The sequence below is a fragment of the Vibrio viridaestus genome (assembly GCF_003856525.1).
Classification (GTDB): domain Bacteria; phylum Pseudomonadota; class Gammaproteobacteria; order Enterobacterales; family Vibrionaceae; genus Vibrio; species Vibrio viridaestus.
The window spans coordinates 650,944-672,711 of sequence record NZ_RJVQ01000002.1 but is presented as its reverse complement, the minus strand read 5'-3'; the positions used below and the strand labels follow the sequence as shown (position 1 = coordinate 672,711).

The window sequence follows — 21,768 nt, the reverse complement described above, 5'->3', positions numbered from 1 at the left end:
CTATGCTCGACGTAAATCCAATAGCCTTTCCGCTAATTCAGAAAACCCATATCCGCCGTTACGATCGGTAATAAAATCAGGCCGATGAGTTAAATCGTCCATCACTGCCAGAATGTTGTTCACACCGAAGGTCAGCGGCAGCCAAGCAAACATGCTCTCGTCATTGTGGGAGTCACCGACATAGGTTACCGTTTCTAAATCAAGGTTATCCTGCTGCGCCATTATCCGTAGAAACGATTCGCCGCTGAGCTGCTTGCTATGCTCACCAACCCAAGCGTTGATGTGAATCGAACTGAGCATCGCGTTTACTGGCGCACCATCAATGGTTAAGCCACGAATGCGTTCTGCTATTGCCTGAGCAACCACTTTGTCCACTGGCTCTCGGTCTTGGCTCAAGTTAATCGCCACATCGCAGACGCGGTAACTTTGGTCGGCCGCAAAATCGACGCCCGGATAGTCATCCAGAATCTCCTGAACTCTCTCACGTAACTGATATTGATGCAGACTCATGGTTTCCAGCGGTTGGGCATAATGGGTCTTAAATCCATCGCGATTTTTCACCATCCAGAACGCGCCATTCTCACCGATCACGCCATGCAAAGGCCAAAGCTTCGCTATATGGTCACACCATCCTGCACAGGCACCGGTTACCGCGACCACTTTAATCCCAGAGCGATGTAAACGGTCCAGTGACGCGAGCGTTTCTGGTGGCAATCTGCCTCTCCAGGTCAGAGTGTCGTCCACATCCGTAAGTAGCCACTGAATCTTTTTCGCACTGTCAGCACTTAACTGCTGTATCGCTCTAGCCATTCACAATCTCACTCTGCATTCCAACCGATGACGGTGATGGCAGACGTTGCCCAGTCGGCGCATCAAATAAGTGGATATTATCGACATCAATGGCGAGACCGAGCATTTCTCCCGTTGTAAATTGTCTCTCACCGTGTACGCGAATAATCAGTTTCTGATCATCACAATCACGAATATGGCAATAGAGTAATAAGTCGGCACCAAGGGCTTCCATCATGTCAATTTGCGCTTCAAACATTGGGTTATCGTCAACGATCTGAATGTGTTCCGGACGCATCCCAAGTTTGACTTTACCCAGACTCCACCACTCCGTGCCCATCTTGAATTCGTAGTCACCAAGCTGCAGTCCATCGGCTGTGACCAAACCGGTTAAGATATTCATCGCAGGTGCACCGATGAATGTCGCAACAAACAAGGACGCTGGCTTTTGGTAGATCTCCATCGGTGTTCCCACCTGTTCGATATTACCTTTATTCAGCACCACCAGTTTATCGCCAAGGGTCATCGCTTCGACCTGATCATGCGTCACATACACCGATGTTGTTCTCAATCGGCGCTGCAGCTTTTTAATTTCCAGACGCATTTGTACACGCAGTTTTGCATCTAAGTTAGACAGAGGTTCATCAAACAAAAAGACTTTAGGAGAACGGACAATTGCTCGTCCCATTGCAACGCGCTGACGCTGACCGCCGGACAATTGTTTTGGTTTACGATCCAACAGATGATCAAGCTCTAGCATGGTGGCGGTTTCTTCCACCATTTCGCGAATTTGGTCTTTAGGTACTTTGCGGTTTTTCAGTCCATACGCCATGTTGTCGAATACCGACATATGCGGATACAACGCGTAATTCTGGAATACCATCGCAATATCACGTTGACCCGGTTCGAGGTCATTAACTGGCTGTTGGTCAATCATCAGCTCACCGGAGCTTATCTCTTCAAGCCCTGCAATCATTCTTAGCAATGTTGATTTACCACACCCACTAGGGCCTACGAGTACCACCATCTCACCATCATCGATATCCAGACCAACACCATGTATCGCCTGAAAGCCATTTGAGTAGGACTTTTTAATGTCTGTTAACGTTAATGTCGCCATAATTTATTTCTCCGAGTCGACCAGTCCCTTCACAAACGCTTTTTGCATACCAATCACCACCAGTACAGGTGGCAGCATAGCGATAAGGGTGATAGCCATAATTTTGTTCCATTCCACGATGCCATCGTTGACGTTAAGTAGCTGCTTAATGCCCATCACGATGGTGTAGTATTTGATGTCTGTGGTTATTAGTAACGGCCACAAATACTGGTTCCAGCCGTAGATAAAGGTAATAACGAATAGTGCTGCGATGTTGGTGCGCGATAGTGGCAACAAGATATCGAAAAAGAACCGCCACGGGCCCGCGCCATCAATACGTGCGGCTTCAACCAGTTCATTGGGAACCGTCATAAAGAACTGACGAAATAAAAACGTTGCTGTCGCACTGGCGATAAGTGGAATCGTTAAACCGTAAAACGAATTGAGCATGTGTAAGTTGGTGATCACTTCGAACGTCGGCATGATGCGCACTTCTACTGGCAACATAAGCGTGAAAAAGATCACCCAGAACGCCAGCATTCTTCCCGGAAAGCGAAAGAACACCACCGCATACGCTGAAAGAATCGAAATCACCAATTTGCCTACAGTGATACACAGCGCCATGATCAATGAATTGGTTAACATGAGCGCTAACGGAAACTCTGAGTTATTCACTTTGTCTTGCGAATTGAACAGATCTTTAAACACATCGAGACCTAAATGGCCAAACCAAAGCGGTGTGCCAGTCGCAAACTCGTTGTTGCTATGGGTCGTCGCCACAATCGCCAGCCAGACGGGAAACGCGACCGATACAATGCCGAGAATCAAAGTCAGATGACAAAATAATTTGAATAACGGTCTTTTCTCTACCATCAGTAAGTCACCTTCTTCTCAACGTATTTAAACTGAATCACCGTAAGCAGCCCGACGATAATCATCAGGATGACCGACTGCGCCGCTGATGAACCCATATCCAATCCAATAAAGCCATCGTTATAGACTTTATACACCAGCGTCGACGTACTGTTGCTTGGGCCGCCCTGAGTCATCGCATGGATAACGGCGAAGGTATCAAAGAAAGCGTACACAAAATTGACGACCAGCAAGAAGAAGCTGGTTGGTGTGATCAGCGGAAAACTGATCGTGAGAAAACGTCTTACCGGACCGCTGCCATCAATTGCTGCCGCTTCATGGAGAGACTTGGGTACCGACTGCAGCGCCGCAAGGAAGAAAAGAAAGTTATAGCTGACCTGTTTCCACGTCGAGGCAATCACCACCATGATCAGTGCTTGCGTCCCGTTCAGCTTTGGGTTCCAGTCCACACCCAGAAAGCGAATCCAGTCACTGACGATGCCAATGGTCGGGTCAAATAAAAACAGCCACAACGAACCCGCTACAACAGGAGCCACCGCGTAGGGCCAGATAAGCAAAGTGCGATACGCCAATGCGCCACGAACAATATTCTCCGCCACTCCTGCCAATATCAATGCACTAACCAGTGCCAAACAAGCTACCGCGGCGCTAAAGACAAAGGTCGTCGCCAAAGATTCGAGATAATTACTATCAGAAAATAAACGCAGGAAGTTTTCCATGCCGACAAATTCTGTCGACATACCAAACGCATCCTCTAGCTGAGTCGATTGGACAATCGCTTGTCCTGCTGGCCAGAGAAAGAAAACAAACGTGATAAGAAGCTGAGGTGCCATAAGCATCAACGGAAGCCAACGATGCTTAAACACCACTTGAGATGACATCATAATCAGTAGACTTATTTCAGGTTAAAGCGGACCCGAGGATCCGCTTTCGTGATACATATTATTTTTGTGTACGTTCAAAGCGGCGTAATTGTTCATCACCGCGTTCAACAGCGTTGTTTAGAGCAGTTTTCGCTGACTCTTTACCCGCCCAAACTGACTCTAACTCTTCGTTAATGATGTCACGCGTTTGTAGGAAGTTACCGAAGCGAATGCCTTTTGAGTTTGCCGTAGGCGTTTTCGACGTCATTTGAATAACGGCTACTTCAGCACCTGGATTTTTCTCATAGAAACCTTGTTGCTTGGTTAACTCATACGCTTGCTTGGTAATTGGCAGATAACCGGTAAACTGATGCCAGTCTGCCTGTACTTTCGCGCTCGATAGGTATTTAAAGAATTTCGCAACACCTTGGTATTCCTCTTTTGAATGACCACTTAGCACCCAAAGTGACGCACCACCAATGATTGTGTTCTGAGGCTCTTTAATGACATGAGAGTCATACGGCAACTGCGCAACGCCCACATCAATGCCTTTCATGTTTTCTTTGATACCAGCCAGACCCGCAGAAGACCCCATGCTCATTGCGCACTCTTGGGTATAGAACAACGGCATGCCATCAGACTGACGGCCACCGTATTTAAATACGCCGTCTTTTGCCCATTGCGCCATTTGATTGATATGGTCTACATAAGGTTTTGCATTGAATTCAAACTTGGTGTCCAGTCCGCCAAAACCATTATTTTCCGTCGCAACAGGAACGTTATTACGAGCACCAAAGTTCTCGATTTGTGTCCAGGATTGCCACGTTGTAGTGAAACCACACTTCGCGCCAGACTTCAGCAGTTTCTGAGAAACCTCACCCATCTCATCCCATGTTTTTGGCGGCTCAGTGACGCCGGCTTTTTTGAACATGTCTTTGTTGTAATACAGAACAGGCGTTGAGCTATTGAATGGCATCGATAGCATTTTGCCATCGTTGGTGGTGTAGTAACCGGTCACTGCAGAAAGATAATCATTGGGATTAAAAGGTTCTTTGGTATCTTCCATCAGTTTATAAACAGGATAAATCGCCTTTTTTGCGCCCATCATTGTCGCAGTACCGACTTCAAAGACCTGAACAATCGCTGGCTGCTCTTTGGCACGAAACGCCGCAATCGCACTGGTCATTGTCTCTGCATACGTGCCTTTGTAGACAGGTTTGACTTCGTACTCATCGTGACTGGCGTTAAAATCCGCTGCGATTTGGTCTACTTTCTTACCCAAAGCACCGCCCATTGCGTGCCACCATTCTATTTCTGTTTTGGCAAAGACTGGTGAGCTCACCAATGTTGCTGCGATAGCCAAACCAACGAGTTTTTTAAGCGTCATGCTAATTTCCCTAACATTCTCATTTCAGATTCAAGCGAACATTCACTTACGGCGAAAATTCACTCCATTTATGTTCATATGAACGCTACGGAAGAAAAATGACGCTAAAATGACAAGTAAATGAACTTATTTGAACAGAGTAATTCTTCATAAGATCGCAATATAACTGTCACATTTATTTGGAATTCTTCCTTCAACAACGTCAGTGGAGTAAGCATTATGCGAGTCATGGCACACCGTGGGTTTTCAAGTCAGGCGCCAGAAAATACGTTAGCTGCATTCAAAAAGGCGATTGAGTTTGGCTGCCAGTGGATCGAACTGGATGTTCAACTCACCGCCGATCACATCCCTGTTGTGATTCACGACCAGACGCTGGAGCGCTGCACTAACGGTGCAGGGAAAGTCGCAGAGATGACGTTAGCGGAATTACAGCAATACTCAGCGGGGGATTGGTTCAATCAGGCTTTCAGTAATGAAACCATTCCTACTTTGGAAGACACTTTACGCTTAGCAAAAACGCATAATATTGGTTTGAATATCGAGCTAAAACCTTACCCTGGTGATGACGAAGCTCTGCTGTGCGAGAAAGTAGCAGACGCAATACACGCGGTAGACATCAGCGATAACCAGATTATTTTTTCGAGCTTTAGCGTTAGTGCACTCGAGCAAATCAAGAAAGCGCTACCGACAATTCGTCGTGGCTTACTTTGGGAAGAAATGCCGGATAGCGCCTTTGATATTCTGAGCAAATTAGAAGCATTCAGTGTGCACTGCGATTATCGTCATCTCAGTGAAAAGCAGGCATTGGAAATTAAAAATCGGGGCTACGCATTATATTGCTATACACCCAATAACCCCATGGACGTACAGGCATTCTGGCAATGGGGAGTGGATATGATGATCACGGATAAACCTCACCGCTACGCACACTAAGCAGCTAGAAGATTGATGGATAATTTATCGGTTCGCCAAGAACAAATTTTAGATTGTGTTCAGCGTGAAGAATATTGCTCGATTGAAGCATTATCGCAGCACTTTTCCGTCACAACTCAGACAATTAGGCGCGATATCAACGAACTTTGCTCTTTAGGGTTAGCAAGAAGACATCATGGTGGTGTCGGCTTGCCTGCCACGCTTTCGAACCGGAGTTACCTGTCCCGACAAACAACAAATCAATCTGAGAAACAACACATCGCGGATCAGGTAGCAAGTCAGATCCCCAATGGCAGTACGATCTTTCTCGGGATTGGCACGACCATCGCTTTCATCGCTGAACGTTTAGTTCACCACAGCGAACTGCGGGTCGTCACCAATAACTTCGAAGCAGCTCATATCCTCTCACAGCATGAACAAGCTGAAATTTGGCTCCCCGAGGGGCGTATTCGTAGTAACGATCGAGATATTGTTGGTGAAAATGTCAGTCAGTTTTTCAGCCGTTTTTCAGCCGATATCGGCATCATCGGCTGCGCAGCCGTCAGTCGCTTGTCTTCACTGGGAGTTAATAGTAAACATCAGGACAATTTTGTCGAATTTGCGATGGAGTATGAACTGCGAGAAGCATCTGTGAGTCAGGCGATCCTCAACAATGCCCAACAGAAGTGGCTGGTTGCCAATCAGGCAAAATGGCAAAGAAAAGCCAATACAAAAGTGGTCGAACTCAATCAGTTCGACCGTATCTTTTCAGCGAATTAATGGCCTAATTCACTAACCGAATCCGCAACATGATTGGCCGCGCTTCTAATCTCTTCTATCAGCTGCTTAGCCGTTTCAAGCTCTGTGTTACAGGTCGCGATTCGCTCTTGAATTTCAGCCATGTTGTCTTCTGAACGATGCGCCAGTTGACTATTACGGGAGACAATGTCTGAAATTTCGGCTGTCGCTTTTGCCGTATTGGAAGCAAGATTACGTACTTCATCAGCAACAACCGCAAAGCCACGCCCAGATTCGCCGGCACGTGCCGCTTCAATTGCTGCATTCAACGCGAGCAGATTGGTCTGTTCAGCAATTTTAGTAATTGTCGTCACGATATTAGTAATCTGTTGAGATTGCTCCGATAGTTGGCGAATCACATCATTTGCATCAGCGACGGAGGTCAAGATAGATGACGATAGCTCATTCGCTCGAACCAGTGAACGTTGACCACTTTCAGTCAGATTGACCGTTTCTAAGGCGGTCGAATGCGCAAATTTAGACGTTTCTGCGGTAGCTCTAGCCGCTAAAACGCGTTGTGTAATATCACTGGCAAACTTGATGATTTTGACAACGTGACCATCGGTATCGCGAATCGGGTTATAGGTTGCTTCAATCCAGATGGCATTTCCATTGCGATGCACACGCTCAAATAAACCCGACTTAAATTCACCACGAGCTAAAGAGCGCCAGAAGTCTGGATTATCATCGTAAAACTTTTGTGGACAGAACATCTTGTGATGTTGACCGACGATCTCTTTTAATGAATAACCTACTGTGTGACAGAAATTATCATTGGCGCTCACGATTGTTCCATCAGGTTTGAATTCGATGACTGCCTGTGATTTCTGTAGTGCCGCAGATATCGCAAGCTGAGACTCCAGCGCCTCACGTTCTTCCGTCACATCATTGGCTATTTTAATAACCTGTTTGACGTTGTTCTTCAAATCGCGAATCGGTATATAGGTCGCTTCAATCCAAATGTCATCACCATTTTTTTTCAACCGATGAAACTGCCCCTGCTGTGCTTTTCCTTGAGCCAGATCGCGCCAGAATAAGGCATAAGCGCCACTCGCAACGTAGTTAGGATCGCAAAAAATCTTATGATGCTGACCAATAATCTCGGCTTTCTCGTTATAACCCATTGCAGCGACAAATATTCGGTTTGCATCGAGAATCGTTCCATCTGGACTAAATGAAATATAAGCGACGTGTTCGCGGATAGACTTTATCGTGTCGACCAACTCGTGTTCTAGATTTTCTTTGTCGGCTGTTGATTTTGAAGATTTTAACAAATTAAAAAACATGCTTTACCACCAAAAATTTACGTGTGATAGCCAGTAACGTGAAAGTGATGAAAAGACGTATCGGAAAATCGTAGCACGACTATCTCTGTCGCTTGAATTATCTACGTTTGCGGGAAGTATAGACCAATCTTCGGTCTGTATTGACCCATTCAATTATTCAGCGAGTGTAAGAGCTAAAATTGGGATAAGCAAGCAATAACAAGTATGGATTGGTCGATATAAGCACAGGCTAAAACGACCTGCGCTTGCATCAATACCACTTAATCTGCGGGTGCTGCTAACATCAATTGCCCAGCATCGCTGCCATTGCCAAGGATGTAAACGATGTGAGATTTCCCCTGATACATAAAAGGAAACGCGGATATTGCCGTATGTTCTGGGACGATTTTTGTGACTTGATTCTCGGTCATGTCGAAGGTCCAGATACAGGCAAATCGCTGACCTTCATTATCAAAATAGAGGGTTCTGTCGTCTTCAGACCAAGCAATATCGTAAATTTTCCACCACTCTCGCGTTTCAGACCCATCGAGAATATCGGGCATGATATGCACACTCTCAGCCTGACTATCATAGACAACGATGGTACGTGAAAACTGCAAGGTGTCTTTATCTAACTTATCTACAATCGCGGTCAGGTATTTCTTAACCGTTTCGCTCAGTGTTGTGTCATGAATTAATGTCTGAAGGTCGGAAATGGTTAACGCTATCTTTTTACCATCATGAGACAATGCCCAGCGCCGGTATAAACTCGTTCGTCCTTTGGTTAGTTCGTCATTAAATTCTGTCATAGTGGCATCAGCGACAGGGGCAGTTCCAGAGCCAATGCGATATTTGAGAATCTCCGTCGCGTTCTGGCCCGAAGGCTCCACCTCGATAACTAAGTTATCCCCGCTTAGAGCGATGTTATAATTTTTTCCCTGAACCACGACATGTTTATACAGTGATTTTAAATTCAATTCATAGATGGCGTCGCGATAATTGTCGGTCGTTACTTTATAAAAAACATACACATCCTCACCAATCACTTTTGCTATTGGGCGACTCGCCACAAACTCTTTGGACAAAAGTGAGCGCCTTTTCCAGGGTTGGTAGTGCTCTGCGCCTACCAAAACTAGTCCGTCTTTAGAATAGGAATCGAGCTGGTCGACATCAGGTAACGTCATATTGGTCTCTAGGCTCATGACCGGATGCTGCGTAATTTGATTCAATAATTGGTTAATTCGAGTAATAAAAAACTGCTCGCAAGACGATTTATCGTGGCAATGCTCCTTTTGTGAATCAACCCATACCTGCTGCTCGTCTAATAGCCTTAAACTGTCTGGCCCTTCTAAAGCCCTATTATATAAGCTCTCAACTACGTCCTCCATCGTATTCAAAGAAGGCGTCGAACAGATCAACTGATCGGTTTCTGTTTGCTTGTTAACGCAATTTGTTTGTGTTGCCATCGACATCCCGGCCAAAGGCAACAATCCTAATACCCACCACCGCATTTTTACCTAACCTTATAATTGTATTAAATATTCGGCCAAATTTTACGCGGATTGAAATATGAACTCATTGAGATAAATCAGATAGGTTGCATATTGATAGAAAGGAAAAGAGCGAGCTTACGCTCGCTGTGTGATCAAGAGTGATCGAAACCTCTTTCCCTCTTCATCTGAGAGTCCGAGTAATATACAGGTAGGAAAAGAAATATTAATTTGATGCCAACGACGTACGTCCCAGAGGTGAAAGGATCGAATACGCAGCGTAGGAAATCACAAACGTAAACGGCGCGGAGAACGAGGCTAATGAGCCTCCGACCTGCATCAGTACAATCCCAACGATGGTACTGATAAACCATGCTGCCAAGCCCGGCATACTGAATTTATTACCCTCGCCATTTGAATAGGATTTACCCAGTATATGAGCCATTGCAACCCCCACCCAAGCAACGACAAAGACGCCTTGATAAGCTAACGCTTGAAGAATGTAGGTGAATACATCAGCCAACATGAGAACGTACACCACCACACCAACAACAATCGACCAGACGACTTTGGTCGCTTTGATTCCCAATGTGTTTTCAAAGAATGACTGCATATTGACGCTGGCTAAATAGTAATTTGCAGTATTGATTCGAGTCTGAGTTACCCAGATAAAGAGCAGCCCCCAGAATCCAAGCAGTTTTAAAATCGCTAAGACAACGCTCACTTCGCTGATGGCTTCATCGTTGTGCAAACTCGCTGCGAGATAAATACCAACAACACCATTAATCAAAAATGTCAGCAGATAAAATGGCATGCCAAAGTTAATGGTTGTGTGATAAGTCGTGTCCTCACTTTTGCCAAAACGCGCATAGTCAAAAGTGTACAACATGAGTACCCACACACCCATATAGTAGGTAAAGCAGTTCCACCAACCTGATGATGTCGCATTTTCTGCTCCGAAGCTCAGCCAGTCGCTTTGGTATCCATAAGTCGAGACAGATAAACCTACTGCTGCAATTAAGCCAATAATATAGAACGGCAATAGTACGCCATTAAATTTATCCAGCCAGTTTTGAACACTACCAAAGATCAACGGTACGCTGTACAGCACAACAATAAGTGCAGCCCAGTGATAATCAACCGATGGGAAAAGATGATTAAAAGCGACAGCGATTACCGAACCCTCAAAAACGGCATAATAAATTGCGGTTGAAAAGAAGATCAGTGTTGCGAGCGAAGCACCCACACTGCCGAACAACCTACGCGAGAACAAGGCGACGGATAGCCCCTCTTTAATCGCGTATTTACTCAGAACCGCGTTTACAATGCCATACGATACAACCGATAACACCATACCGATGATGGCATTCTTTGCTCCGTATGACAGAGCCAGTGAAGCACCAACTACGATGTAAAATACGGCACTACACACAGCCCACCATGCCATAGTGAGAGAAAAACGTCCCATCTTGGCGCTATCTGGCACACGGGTATTGGTTAAATCTTGTCCTTGATTTTCATTGCTTAAACTTGCCATGTCGATTACTCCTAATCATTATCCCATGAACTTAGGTTTTTTGAGCCGAGCGAATCCTAGGGCTGAATGCTCCATTTCAGCCCTAACGCTTATCGTTAATATGAATTTTTACTATTGAGTCAGTAACTTACGTATTGATTCAAGTACCGCCTGACGCTCTTTTCGAGCCAATAACGCTTCTTCCAACGTAACCGGCACGAACTTCGTCTTGTAGTTGGGTTGCATTTGGCCGATCAAATCGAGATCGACACTGATGACCGTCCCTATGGTCAGATAGCCGCCACCGGAAACCGCATCTCGATGTAAAACAATAGGCTCTTTACCCGCAGGCACCTGAATGGAGCCAATCGGATAGCACGCATCGACAATATTGGACGGATCCGAACCGGCACCAAAAGGCTGCTCTCGAGACTTGAACTCCAATGGGTGTCCGCCTTTAAAGCGGTAGCCAATACGGTCCGCTTCACTGGCAACGGTCCAAGTTTCGCTGTAAAAGCGTTGTTCACTTTCTTCGGTCAGACGGTGATTGTAGAGGCCGGGTACGACTCGTAATTGACTTTCTTTTTCTATCGGCAGGAGTAACTCGGCTGGCACGGTTACTCCCTCTTTTGCTAGCGGGCTTGGCTTACCAAGGTCAATAACATCGCCCGCTTCCAACTTGCGACCTTCATAGCCACCTAATGCTCCCAAGGCGTACGTCGATAAACTGCCGAGCATATCAGGTAGTTGAATTCCCCCTGCAAAGGCGATGTACACGCGCGCGCCCAATTTGGGATAACTGAATTTGAGCGTCTGTCCGGCTTTAACTGTAAACGAAGTGTCGAGAGGCATCTCAACACCATCAACAAAAGGCGTCATACGAGCACCACATATGGCAACAATGGTGTCTGAGGTAAATTGAAGCTCGGGAGCGATTAGAGCCCCTTCGAGAACGGCGCATTCTTCACTGTTACCCACCAGCATATTTGCTACGCGAGCAGAGAACTGGTCCATTGCACCACTTGGTGGGATCCCAAGATGATAATGTCCTTCACGCCCTAAATCCTGAACGGTGGTTGCCAGACCTGGCTTGATTACATTAATCGACATAAAGCGCCTCCATCATCTGATGTTTATAGGTTTCCGGATTCGCCAAAAACTCTGTTAGGTCAAAGCTAGCTGGCTTGATGGTAGGACGATAATTACCCTCTTCTACCTGCTTAAGAATGTCGTCATATTCGGCGCGGTCAATTGGTTTGAATTTCACGATATCGCCGGTACGGAAGAACACCATCGATTCATCGAGATAACTCATTTTTTGCGCCGGGTCGTAGATTGGCATTGGCGTGATACCAAACATCTGATAACCGCCAGCACCTCTCACAGAATAAATACAGCCGAAGCATCCTCCATGTCCGAGTGTTTGCTTGGGCGTGTCCGTTCGTGGACTAAGATATTTTGGGACTTCCAGTTGCTTTTGTTGCTCGACCATTTGAAACATAAATGGGAGACCCGCAACAAACCCCACCATAGAAACAAACCAAGGCGATTCACTGTGCGCGGCGATAAATTCGTCTTTGTCGTGATAACCGTTAATTCTCGCTGCATAATCAAGGTCAGACCCGCTTGGATCCTGATGGCGATCGCGAAAGCGCATCAACGTCTCATGTGTCCACGGATCGTTATACAGAACTGGTATCTCGACAATACGTGTATCCAATACACCAGTGTCACCGGTTGCGGTTACGGCAATCTGTTTTACTTTTTCTAATAGCTTTAGAGGTTCAACAAGATCGGGATTAAATCTCACCTGAAATGACGCATTCGCCAGACAGATATCCAGAATTCCCTCGATATTCTCTGCCTCAAGAGCCTGAGTAATTTCCAGCCCGCGGAAAAACGAATTCAGTGACATGGCCTCAGAGACTTCAGCAAATAAATGCTCATCTCCACCAAAACTAAAACGTATTTCTTCTTTAGACATTGTGCGTTCCTCCTTGAACTAACAGTGACTGGTTTCGTTCGAGCCAAGGCTCAAGATAACCTGTATTGAACTGTGCTGCTTGTATTTCCGCATCGTCCAGCAGCAACTTATGCAGACCAACGGTTGTTTTCATACCTTCCAATTCAAAATTATCGAGAACCTCTTTGCCTTTAGTCATTGCATCTGAACGGTCCTTGCCATGCACTATGACTTTCGCTAACAGCGAATCATAGTATGGCGGTATTTTGTAACCTTCAAACAAGTGAGAATCGATTCTGACCCCATCTCCTTCAGGCCAAGATAGGTGGCTGACAATACCTGGCGATGGAAAGAAACCTTTGGCCGGGTCTTCTGCATTAATACGCATCTCAATTGCCCAACCTTGCATGGTAATATCCTGCTGGGTTAGCGTTAATGGTTCACCCAATGCAATTCGAATCATCCACTGAACTAAATCCACGCCCGTAATCATTTCGGTAACCGGATGCTCGACCTGAATGCGCGTATTCATTTCGATGAAAAAGAACTCATCAGTATTATCGTCATAAAGGAACTCGAGCGTCCCAGCGCCTTTATAATTGAGCTCATTTGTCAGCTTAGCCGCGACAGCACAGAGACTCTCTCGAATGGTCGGTGTGAGCGCTGGAGATGGTGCTTCTTCAAATACTTTCTGTCGGCGACGCTGTAATGAACATTCACGTTCAAACAGATGTACAGCATGTTCACCGTCACCCAAAACCTGGACTTCAATATGTCTCGCACTGGAGATGAAACGTTCAAGGTAGACAGCTCCAGAACCAAAGGCTGCTTTTGCCTCGCTCTGAGCAATGGAAAATTCTTTAACTAACTCATCCATGTTAGTGGCGATACGTATACCACGACCACCACCACCGGCAGAGGCTTTAATCAGCAATGGGAATCCCACTTCTTGGGCGACTAATTTGGCTTCATCTACTGATGCAAGTTCGCCGTTAGAACCCGGTACCACAGGTACGCCCGCCGCCTTGGCTGTTGCAATCGCTGTCGCCTTGTCACCCATTTTGCGGATCGTGTCGCCGGAAGGTCCGACAAAAATCATTCCCGCCTCAACTACCTTCTCCGCGAACTCGGCGTTTTCAGATAAAAACCCGTAGCCAGGATGAATCGCAGTCACTTGGTATTCTTTTGCAACTTCAAGGATTTTGTCTGCAAGCAGATAACTACGTGCTGCCTGAGCCGGTCCAATACAAACGTACTCATCAGCAATTTTAACCGCCATAGAATCCTCGTCTGCTTCACTAAAGACCGCCAGAGTTTTGATTCCTAATGCTTGTGCTGCTCTGATAATTCGTACCGCTATTTCACCTCGGTTTGCCACCAGAAGCTTATGCTCGCTCTCCATTGCTAGTCCTCCACTTCAACCAATGCAACAACCTGACCGGGTTCAACAGGACCATTATCATCAACACAAAATTCCTTTAACGTCCCAACCACATCTGCGGGCAGCTCAGAAAATTGCTTCATGACCTCAATAAGTCCAATCGTCGTCGCTGCTTCAACAGGTTGTCCGGGTTCAATAAATACATCAGCATCCGGTGCGGGACGACGGTAAAAAACGCCTGGAAGAGGAGAGATAATTTCAATAGTAGCCATAGTGTATTCCTTTACCTGTTCTATTTATTCTGTATGTTACTGAGCGGAGGGAGACGTTATCGAAATCCCCGCTTCTTTCAGCTTTGCGTACGTTGCCTTAACTAAATCAAGCGCTCCCGGGGTATCGCTGTGGATACATACCGACTCAAAGTCAATGGGGATATCCATACCTTCAACGGTCGTCACTGTGCCTTCAGTACACGCTTTAAGCACTTTCTGTGCAATCGCGTCAGGATCCATACGACCCACTTTGCGCGTGAAGACAATCGAACCGCTGTTATCGTAATCTCGGTCAGCGTAAAACTCACCAATCACTTTAATACCTGCATCACGAGCCAGATGATGGACTTTGGAGCCGCTCATTGCATAGAGATACGTGTCTGGAGAAACCTGCTTTAACTTATCGACAAACAGCGTTGCCAACATTTCATCATTAGATATGTGCATATACAACGCACCGTGAGGTTTTACGTGCTGAAGAGAAAGATCATACATTTTGGCAAGCTCACGTAGTGCGCCAACCTGATATATCACATCATTAACCAGTTCTTCGGGTGAAGAATGGATATGACGACGGCCAAATCCAACGAGATCTCGGAACCCAGGATGTGCACCGACAGAGACGTTGTGTTGCTTAGCTAAACGCAGCGTGGTCGCCATAGTTGATGGGTCCCCCGCATGAAAGCCAGTTGCAATATTGGCCGAACTGATCATCGGCATAATATCGGAATCGACACCATCACCAATCGTCCATGGCCCAAAGCCTTCTCCCATATCCGAGTTTAAATCGACTCGTTTCATCAATACTTCCCTTAATTGACCTTGTGTATATCTATATAAAAATAAAAAATGATATTTAAAAAGATTTATTTTTTGATAGTGTAATATCTAAAAATCAGATACCTAATATTTCAAGGATTGGAAAGATTATGTCACTTACGATTCGCCAGATTCGTTATTTTGTTGCGGCCGCTGAGCTGGGACAAATTTCGCAAGCCGCAATCCATCTCAATATATCTCAGTCAGCGGTTACTACTGCTATTCGAGAATTGGAATCTTTACTCGGTGTGGACCTCTTTGATCGCAACACAAAAGGCGTAACACTTACAGAACGCGGGAAACAATTTCTTAACAATGCGTATCAGGTTTTACGCAGTGTCGATGAGGCCTTAAATCTCCCTCACAGTTATGATCAAACGTCGGGAACTGTGAAGATCGCTGCAAGTTATACGGTTCTGGGGTATTTTTTACCCTACCATCTTCAGCGTTTACACGCCTGGTATCCCAATATTACGATTGAGCTGGTTGAATACGAAAGGATGGAGATAGAGAACAAGCTTTTCGAAGAAGAGATTGATTTGGCGATCGTTCTCACGGACAACCTGACTCGAACCGATATTGTGTCTGAAAAGCTATTTGGCTCAGAGCGTCGGTTATGGTTACCTAGCAATCACCCTCTTGGCCAAAAGAAAAATCTCAAACTAGACGATTTAACTAACGAGCCTTTTATCATGCTGACTGTGGATGAGGCAGAGCCAAGTGCAATGCGATATTGGAGTAATAAGTCTCTAAAACCTAAGGTTATTTTACGTACTTCTTCCGTCGAATCTGTTCGAAGTATGGTGGCGAATGGTTCGGGTGTTTCCATTCTATCTGACCTAGTATATCGCCCTTGGTCATTAGAGGGTAAACGCATCGAAACCCGGACGCTGGATGATATCGTTCACCCAATGAGTGTGGGGTTAGCCTGGAAGGAAGAAAAATATTTTACGCCTGCCATGAACGCCGTCAGAGACTATTTCTATCAGGCATTCTTAACACCGCAACAATATATTCCTAAAGGGCACCTAAACGTATGATGGCGTTACTCAACGCTCTTTTTCGATTATCTGGCGTAGCAGCGTGATGTCGTTTTGAGAATAAACATGAATACCATGATGACGCAAAAGCACCGCTGTTACACCTTGCCCTCTTTTTCTCACTCCTTGAAAAGAACCATCATAAATCATAGTACTGCCACATGAGGGACTCGACTCAGTCAAAATGGCGTAGCGAATACTCCGCTCCTGACAAAATTCGAGTGTGTTGAGGGCACCAGATATAAATTCATACGCAACATTATTACCCTCTTTATCAATAACAGCTGCAGTACCATTCAACACAGCCAGACCGTCATCATTCTCAATTTCGGCGGGTGCCCGAGGAATGGGAAGACCCGCAGAAATTTCTGGGCAAAATGTGAAAATTCGACAGTGCTGCTTAATCCATAAAAAATCAGGATTTATTACTGAAACTGATGAGTCATCATACCGTACAGAATTACCGTCAAGACAAGCACTTATAAGTATATTCACCATGTAATGTCTCTCGTAAAAAAGGCCAATTAATTTATCAACTATTGAGCCAAAATTATTTATCCAAAATTCTCATTATATGAGAAAGATATCTAGTACCAATAACACGCTGGCCTTATATTCATTTCCGGCTCAGATGAAGAGTTGTTAGTCACCGATAGTGTAACACCACGCCAGATAGTTCTCGTAACCCTACGACAGACGCCTGTGTCGAATTTACCTAGATAGACGATTCGAATGTTCATATTGAGACCATATACTTTAAGTTTCACTCATTACGAGGTATTTATGGCGAATAAATTTACTGGCTCTGTTAAATGGTTTAACGAGACAAAAGGCTTTGGTTTTATTTCTCAAGACAGCGGTGAGAGCGATGTATTCGTTCACTTTAAATCTATCATTTCTGATGGTTTTAAAACGCTTAAAGAAGGTCAAAAAGTAAGCTTTGGTATTGAACAAGGCAAAAAAGGCCCACAAGCAACTGAGGTTACTACACTGTAATTCCTCACAGTTTCTGGTGCGGCAGCCCTGTCGCACCAACTTTGTCTTCAAATTTTCAACTTCGCTTCACATAAATTTAATAATTTGCTCTTATACTCAACTTGTTACTTAAGATAATAAGGAGAATGTTATGTCTAAAAGAACAGGACGCCAACGTCATTGGTATCAACTAAACAAAGAAAAAATTTCATCCAAGAAATAACCCATCAGTAATAGATACAAAAGAACACTCCAGAAGCAATAGGGCTTCTGCACAAATCAAATAGATATACCTCTACTAGCCTGTTCGAAGTTTATGATACTTCGGCAAGCTAGATAAACCGCACCAATCCCATCACGACGCTTATATATTCAACAATCTGTGCTGATTATTGATCTTTATTAAATTGTATGATGATAAGAAATTGACGTTTTATCGTTGCGTAAATTATCATCAAACCTTATCTCATCATTTATAATAATGTATCGCATGGTTCGGTGTTTTATCTCATTTGTCCAATTATTTTGTATATCGACCATTGCTGTCAGCATGACTGCGTACGCAGAGGAAAGTGACTCCCCGTGGTCTATTTCTGGTTTTGGTAATATCACCGCTGGCTATCTCGACACGAATCAGGCTAACTTCCTTGGATACTCGAATAACGTTTCGGTAGAACCGGAAAGTCTTGTGGGTCTGCAGGCCACCTTCACATTTGATAATAATCTCAGTGCGACATTGCAAGGCACTCTCAAAGCAGATGAAAAAGATAACGACGATATTCTCAACTGGGCCTATCTAACATGGACCCCAGATGACAACCTGACGTTTAAGTTAGGAAGAATGAGAACAGCTTTCTTCGCATTAAGTGACATTATCGATGTCGGTTACAGTTATCCATGGATTACCTCTCCGCAGAAAACCTACAGTGGATGGCTTTTCCCCAACTACGATGGACTTGATGTCTCTTGGGGTAAGAACTTCAATCAATTTGATGCAACATTTGAAGGATACATAGGGACATACAAGGGTCAAATCGATCTCAGTGACCACTATACAGATATTGACGTGGACGTATTCGGCGGTTTGATCGCTAAACTGTATTTTAACAATGTCGAGTTTCGTGTCTCTCACCACCGAGGTGAGGTCGATGTTGACCTAACATCGCAGATCGCTGGCGTTGCAAGTAACCTCACTACTGCCATTGAGCAAACTTACTTAGCGGGAGGTGATCCCTCTCAATTGATTGCTCTCGCTAATAGCCTAAACAGCAGTGCGAACAGTACAAAAGGTTATGTCGACGTAGACCAGATATCCTTATTCTATGACAACCTGAATTTTTTCAGTCGTGCCGAATGGATGAAAATAACCTCTTCAATGAGTTTTTCACCACGAATCGAGAGTTATTACCTATCCGCAGGCTACACCATTTTCCCATGGACCTTTTACGCCACGTATTCACACAGTCTGGTCGAATATAATTCGCAAATCGAGTCGATACGTAATAATGCGCTTTTCGAACCCATAACCTCCTACCTAAGTGATGATTCAGTTCGGACATGGTCTATTGGAGCTCGATGGGATGTCATTCCCAAAGTCGCGCTAAAAGCAGAGGTCTGTTTAATCGATGGATACTCAGGAAAGAACTCTTTCTTTGATTCGATTGAAGATGGGTTTGATAGAGACGCCACTTTATACAAAATCAGTATGGAGTGGGTTTTCTAATGCAAAGTTTACGTCAGACTTTCATCTCACTCATAAAAGCAAGTTGTATGACGATTTGTCTTTTGGTTAGTATGTCAGTGACAACCTATGCATCAGATATAATAATCGTAACCAATAAGTCTTCTGAGCTCAAACAGTTATCGAGGAACGAAATTAGGCAAATCTTTCTTGGTGGAACACTCAGCAGAAAATACGAGCCAATTAGTCTAGCTACGGATAATAAAACACGTACACTTTTTAACACAAAAGTACTTGGTCTGACCGAAGGACGCGTGAGAGCATATTGGGCACAACTTCTATTTACTGGTCGTAGTCAGCCACCTAAAGCATTCGACTCAACAAGTGCAGCAGTCGACTATCTATTAGCAAATAGTAACGTGGTAGGTTATTTACCAGCAGATTATGCAATACCAAACGGCCTCGTGGTAGTTTACGAGAAGTAACAGCAGTGGGCAAAGGCAGATCCTTTTATGTTAATGGGAATTCGCACTAAATTTATCTTTATCAGTACACTTTCAGTAGTACTGTGCGCGCTTGCCGTGTTTGCTGTTTCAGTCCGTCAACATCAGATTATTTACTTAGATACTGTTGAAAGTAATCTCGAAGCTCTTACTTCTAATGTCTCCGACGAGTTGCTTTTTTATATTGGTGAAAGAGACGCATCTTTCAACATCAAAAACCAACTGCTCATTTTCCAAAAGTACGATCACATTCTGCTCGCGAATGTCTACGACGCACAGTGGAATCAGATTGACCAGTACGTCAACCTGCATAGTATTAGTAAACCTCGCCTGAACACGATATTAGGGGAATTACCGGATATTAAGAAGATGGATTACAAAACGCTCCAACTGAAGGATGTTTTGGTCAATCTTAAGCCCATAGGTGAAGCTTCAATGCCTCAGGGATATCTGTTGGTTATCCACGATTTCAGCGGACCTATTTCCCAAAGTAAAACCCAGTTGCTCAAAGTCGCCTCGCCGATTGTCCTAGTACTTTTGTTAATGACAATAGGGTTAACTTGGGTATTGTTCAAAAGACTGTTAGAGCCACTGTTATCACTTTCACAATTTACACAAGATGTAGAGCGCTCGGGTGACTACAGTTTACGCGTTCACATTGCAGGAAAGGACGAAGTCGCTGCACTGAGTCATCAGGTCAACTCGATGCTTGAGACGATCAACGAGGAAAACCAGCTGAATGAAATTCAGAAACAAGCGTTAATCACTCAACAAGCTGCCCTTAATAAATTAGCCAACTACGACCAACTAACGGGTCTGCCTAACCGCCGAAATATCATGAATGCATTGCTGCTTTTGCTAAAAAAATCACGTGAAAACGACGATGATTTTGCTGTTCTCTATTTTGATATAGATAGCTTCAAAAGCTTTAACGATAAAATGGGCCACGAATTTGGCGATAATCTTCTGCGTGTTGTCAGCAACCGAGTCTCTGAATATTTAGGTCCTCGGGATGTCCTGGCTCGATTAGCAGGTGATGAGTTCTTAATTCTATTGAAGGACAGCAAAACCATCGAAGAGGCGTCAGATATTGCCGAAAAAATAGTAACGGCATTCAGTCAACCAGTTTCGATTCACCAATGGAATATTTCGACAACAATTAGTATTGGCATCTCTCTCGCCAGCCAAGCGAAATACAATCTCGATACCCTTATTTCGAATTCCGATGTGGCAATGTATTACGCGAAAAATAGTGGGCGCGGACAATACCGAGTCTTTGTTGATTCGATGCTACGCCAAAGAGAACAGCATGACCAGATTGTGAGCCTCATACCTTCAGCTATTGAGAAGGAAGAATTTGATATTGTTTATCAGCCAAAAGTGTCTCACGAAGGTCTGGTTGAGGGACTTGAAGCTCTGTTACGTTGGCACAGTCCGGTGCTGGGAATTGTTCCTCCTAGTTACTTTATTCCCATAGCCGAGCATGGCGGAAAGATTAATATTATCACCCAGTGGGTTGTATCCCGCGTTTGTGCTGATCTTCAAAGACTAAAACAAATTTGTGGTGACAACGTTGTAGTCTCGATCAATTTGTCTTCCAAAGACTTAGTCAATGCAGAAATGCACGATCACATTTTGAATGAGCTAGAGAATAACCATCAAACAATCGGTTCGCTGCAGCTCGAAATCACTGAGTCAAGCTATTTGCAAGAGGTTGAATTCGCGAATCGTTTTTTTGCTAGCATCCGTCGTCGCGGAGGTTCAATCGCACTTGATGATTTTGGAACTGGCTATTCATCACTGAGCTACCTAACACAAATCGAAATTGACACCTTAAAAATTGATCGTCAGTTTATATCGAATGCGTTAACCAGCAAGAAAGACGATGCCATATTGAGCACGATTTTAGAACTGGCCAGCAAACTCAATTTACACTGCTGTTGTGAGGGAATAGAAAGTCCGGAACATGTTCGTTATGTGATAAATAAAGGCAACATAACCATGCAAGGACATTATTTTTCTGCGCCAGTTTCGATAGAACTATTACAGACTGTTATTTCTGATATAGAAATAAAATACAAAGAAGTTCAGCTCGTTTCCGAACTGAACTTTGAAACACATATTCGCTAATATAGTGTTGCG

General features: G+C 44.5%; 21 protein-coding genes and 1 pseudogene. 7 read left to right on the top strand and 15 right to left on the bottom strand.

Translation table 11 applies throughout. The features are described from left to right. From EES38_RS07060 to ugpB, 5 genes are all read right to left on the bottom strand, one after another. Positions 1 to 810, bottom strand: coding sequence for an HAD-IIB family hydrolase (locus tag EES38_RS07060; RefSeq protein WP_124936455.1), 810 nt, complete (start codon positions 808 to 810; stop codon positions 1 to 3). After that, a complete protein-coding gene (locus tag EES38_RS07055; RefSeq protein ID WP_124936454.1) occupies positions 803 to 1,909 on the bottom strand; it encodes a sn-glycerol-3-phosphate import ATP-binding protein UgpC in 1,107 nt (368 codons plus the stop codon). Before EES38_RS07055 ends, EES38_RS07060 begins: the two co-directional genes overlap by 8 nt. Before the next feature lie 3 nt (positions 1,910 to 1,912). After that, entirely contained in the window at positions 1,913 to 2,761 is an 849-nt protein-coding gene (gene ugpE / locus EES38_RS07050; RefSeq protein ID WP_124936453.1) for a sn-glycerol-3-phosphate ABC transporter permease UgpE, read from the bottom strand. After that, positions 2,761 to 3,642: a sn-glycerol-3-phosphate ABC transporter permease UgpA gene (gene ugpA, locus EES38_RS07045; RefSeq protein ID WP_124936576.1), complete on the bottom strand. Its 882-nt coding sequence runs from the start codon at positions 3,640 to 3,642 to the stop codon at positions 2,761 to 2,763. The genes ugpE and ugpA overlap by 1 nt, the downstream gene beginning before the upstream one ends. A gap of 61 nt (positions 3,643 to 3,703) precedes the next feature. Then, the gene (gene ugpB, locus EES38_RS07040) at positions 3,704 to 5,011 is read right to left on the bottom strand and encodes a sn-glycerol-3-phosphate ABC transporter substrate-binding protein UgpB (protein ID WP_124936452.1); all 1,308 of its coding nucleotides are present in this window, start codon (positions 5,009 to 5,011) and stop codon (positions 3,704 to 3,706) included. A 219-nt stretch (positions 5,012 to 5,230) separates the two neighbouring features. Between ugpB and EES38_RS07035 the strand changes: the two genes are divergently transcribed. Together EES38_RS07035 and EES38_RS07030 are read left to right on the top strand one after the other, a co-directional pair. Then, positions 5,231 to 5,944: a glycerophosphoryl diester phosphodiesterase gene (locus EES38_RS07035; RefSeq protein ID WP_124936451.1), complete on the top strand. Its 714-nt coding sequence runs from the start codon at positions 5,231 to 5,233 to the stop codon at positions 5,942 to 5,944. A 15-nt stretch (positions 5,945 to 5,959) separates the two neighbouring features. Continuing rightward, positions 5,960 to 6,703, top strand: a complete 744-nt coding sequence (locus EES38_RS07030) for a DeoR/GlpR family DNA-binding transcription regulator (protein ID WP_124936450.1) — start codon at positions 5,960 to 5,962, stop codon at positions 6,701 to 6,703. On the opposite strand, the gene EES38_RS22905 is transcribed toward EES38_RS07030, so the two are convergent. The 9 genes and pseudogenes from EES38_RS22905 to EES38_RS06990 all read right to left on the bottom strand — a co-directional run bounded on the left by EES38_RS22905 (position 6,700) and on the right by EES38_RS06990 (position 15,409). After that, positions 6,700 to 7,080 (bottom strand): methyl-accepting chemotaxis protein, encoded by a 381-nt coding sequence (locus EES38_RS22905; RefSeq protein WP_439333245.1) that lies wholly within the window; start codon positions 7,078 to 7,080, stop codon positions 6,700 to 6,702. The genes EES38_RS07030 and EES38_RS22905 overlap by 4 nt on opposite strands. Before the next feature lie 150 nt (positions 7,081 to 7,230). Then, a pseudogene (locus tag EES38_RS22900) lies at positions 7,231 to 8,007 on the bottom strand (PAS domain-containing protein); the annotation flags it as partial. Between the two features lie 260 nt (positions 8,008 to 8,267). Then, positions 8,268 to 9,497, bottom strand: coding sequence for a hypothetical protein (locus EES38_RS07020; RefSeq protein ID WP_124936448.1), 1,230 nt, complete (start codon positions 9,495 to 9,497; stop codon positions 8,268 to 8,270). Between the two features lie 205 nt (positions 9,498 to 9,702). Beyond that, positions 9,703 to 11,013: a purine-cytosine permease family protein gene (locus EES38_RS07015; protein ID WP_124936447.1), complete on the bottom strand. Its 1,311-nt coding sequence runs from the start codon at positions 11,011 to 11,013 to the stop codon at positions 9,703 to 9,705. 111 nt (positions 11,014 to 11,124) lie between these two features. Continuing rightward, the gene (locus EES38_RS07010) at positions 11,125 to 12,102 is read right to left on the bottom strand and encodes a 5-oxoprolinase subunit C family protein (protein ID WP_124936446.1); all 978 of its coding nucleotides are present in this window, start codon (positions 12,100 to 12,102) and stop codon (positions 11,125 to 11,127) included. Then, the gene (locus EES38_RS07005) at positions 12,092 to 12,976 is read right to left on the bottom strand and encodes a 5-oxoprolinase subunit B family protein (protein WP_124936445.1); all 885 of its coding nucleotides are present in this window, start codon (positions 12,974 to 12,976) and stop codon (positions 12,092 to 12,094) included. Before EES38_RS07005 ends, EES38_RS07010 begins: the two co-directional genes overlap by 11 nt. Then, entirely contained in the window at positions 12,969 to 14,357 is a 1,389-nt protein-coding gene (locus tag EES38_RS07000) for an acetyl-CoA carboxylase biotin carboxylase subunit (RefSeq protein WP_124936444.1), read from the bottom strand. The genes EES38_RS07005 and EES38_RS07000 overlap by 8 nt, the downstream gene beginning before the upstream one ends. 2 nt (positions 14,358 to 14,359) lie before the next feature. After that, entirely contained in the window at positions 14,360 to 14,608 is a 249-nt protein-coding gene (locus tag EES38_RS06995) for an acetyl-CoA carboxylase (protein WP_124936443.1), read from the bottom strand. Between the two features lie 36 nt (positions 14,609 to 14,644). Then, entirely contained in the window at positions 14,645 to 15,409 is a 765-nt protein-coding gene (locus EES38_RS06990) for a 5-oxoprolinase subunit PxpA (RefSeq protein ID WP_124936442.1), read from the bottom strand. 128 nt (positions 15,410 to 15,537) lie between these two features. Between EES38_RS06990 and EES38_RS06985 the strand changes: the two genes are divergently transcribed. Next, a complete protein-coding gene (locus tag EES38_RS06985) occupies positions 15,538 to 16,467 on the top strand; it encodes a LysR family transcriptional regulator (protein ID WP_124936441.1) in 930 nt (309 codons plus the stop codon). Between the two features lie 9 nt (positions 16,468 to 16,476). Here EES38_RS06985 and EES38_RS06980 read toward each other — a convergent pair whose 3' ends face one another. Then, complete coding sequence (locus EES38_RS06980; RefSeq protein WP_124936440.1) at positions 16,477 to 16,965, bottom strand: 2-thiouracil desulfurase family protein; 489 nt, start codon at positions 16,963 to 16,965, stop codon at positions 16,477 to 16,479. 285 nt (positions 16,966 to 17,250) lie between these two features. On the opposite strand from EES38_RS06980, the gene EES38_RS06975 reads away from it, so the two are divergent. From EES38_RS06975 to EES38_RS06960, 4 genes are all read left to right on the top strand, one after another. Next, positions 17,251 to 17,463: a cold-shock protein gene (locus EES38_RS06975; RefSeq protein ID WP_124936439.1), complete on the top strand. Its 213-nt coding sequence runs from the start codon at positions 17,251 to 17,253 to the stop codon at positions 17,461 to 17,463. A gap of 529 nt (positions 17,464 to 17,992) precedes the next feature. Next, on the top strand, positions 17,993 to 19,165 hold the full coding sequence (locus tag EES38_RS06970; RefSeq protein ID WP_124936438.1) for a porin: 1,173 nt from the start codon (positions 17,993 to 17,995) through the stop codon (positions 19,163 to 19,165). Further along, complete coding sequence (locus EES38_RS06965; RefSeq protein WP_124936437.1) at positions 19,165 to 19,608, top strand: hypothetical protein; 444 nt, start codon at positions 19,165 to 19,167, stop codon at positions 19,606 to 19,608. The genes EES38_RS06970 and EES38_RS06965 overlap by 1 nt, the downstream gene beginning before the upstream one ends. Positions 19,609 to 19,635: 27 nt before the next feature. Continuing rightward, positions 19,636 to 21,756 (top strand): EAL domain-containing protein, encoded by a 2,121-nt coding sequence (locus tag EES38_RS06960; protein WP_124936436.1) that lies wholly within the window; start codon positions 19,636 to 19,638, stop codon positions 21,754 to 21,756. Positions 21,757 to 21,768 lie beyond the last annotated feature (12 nt).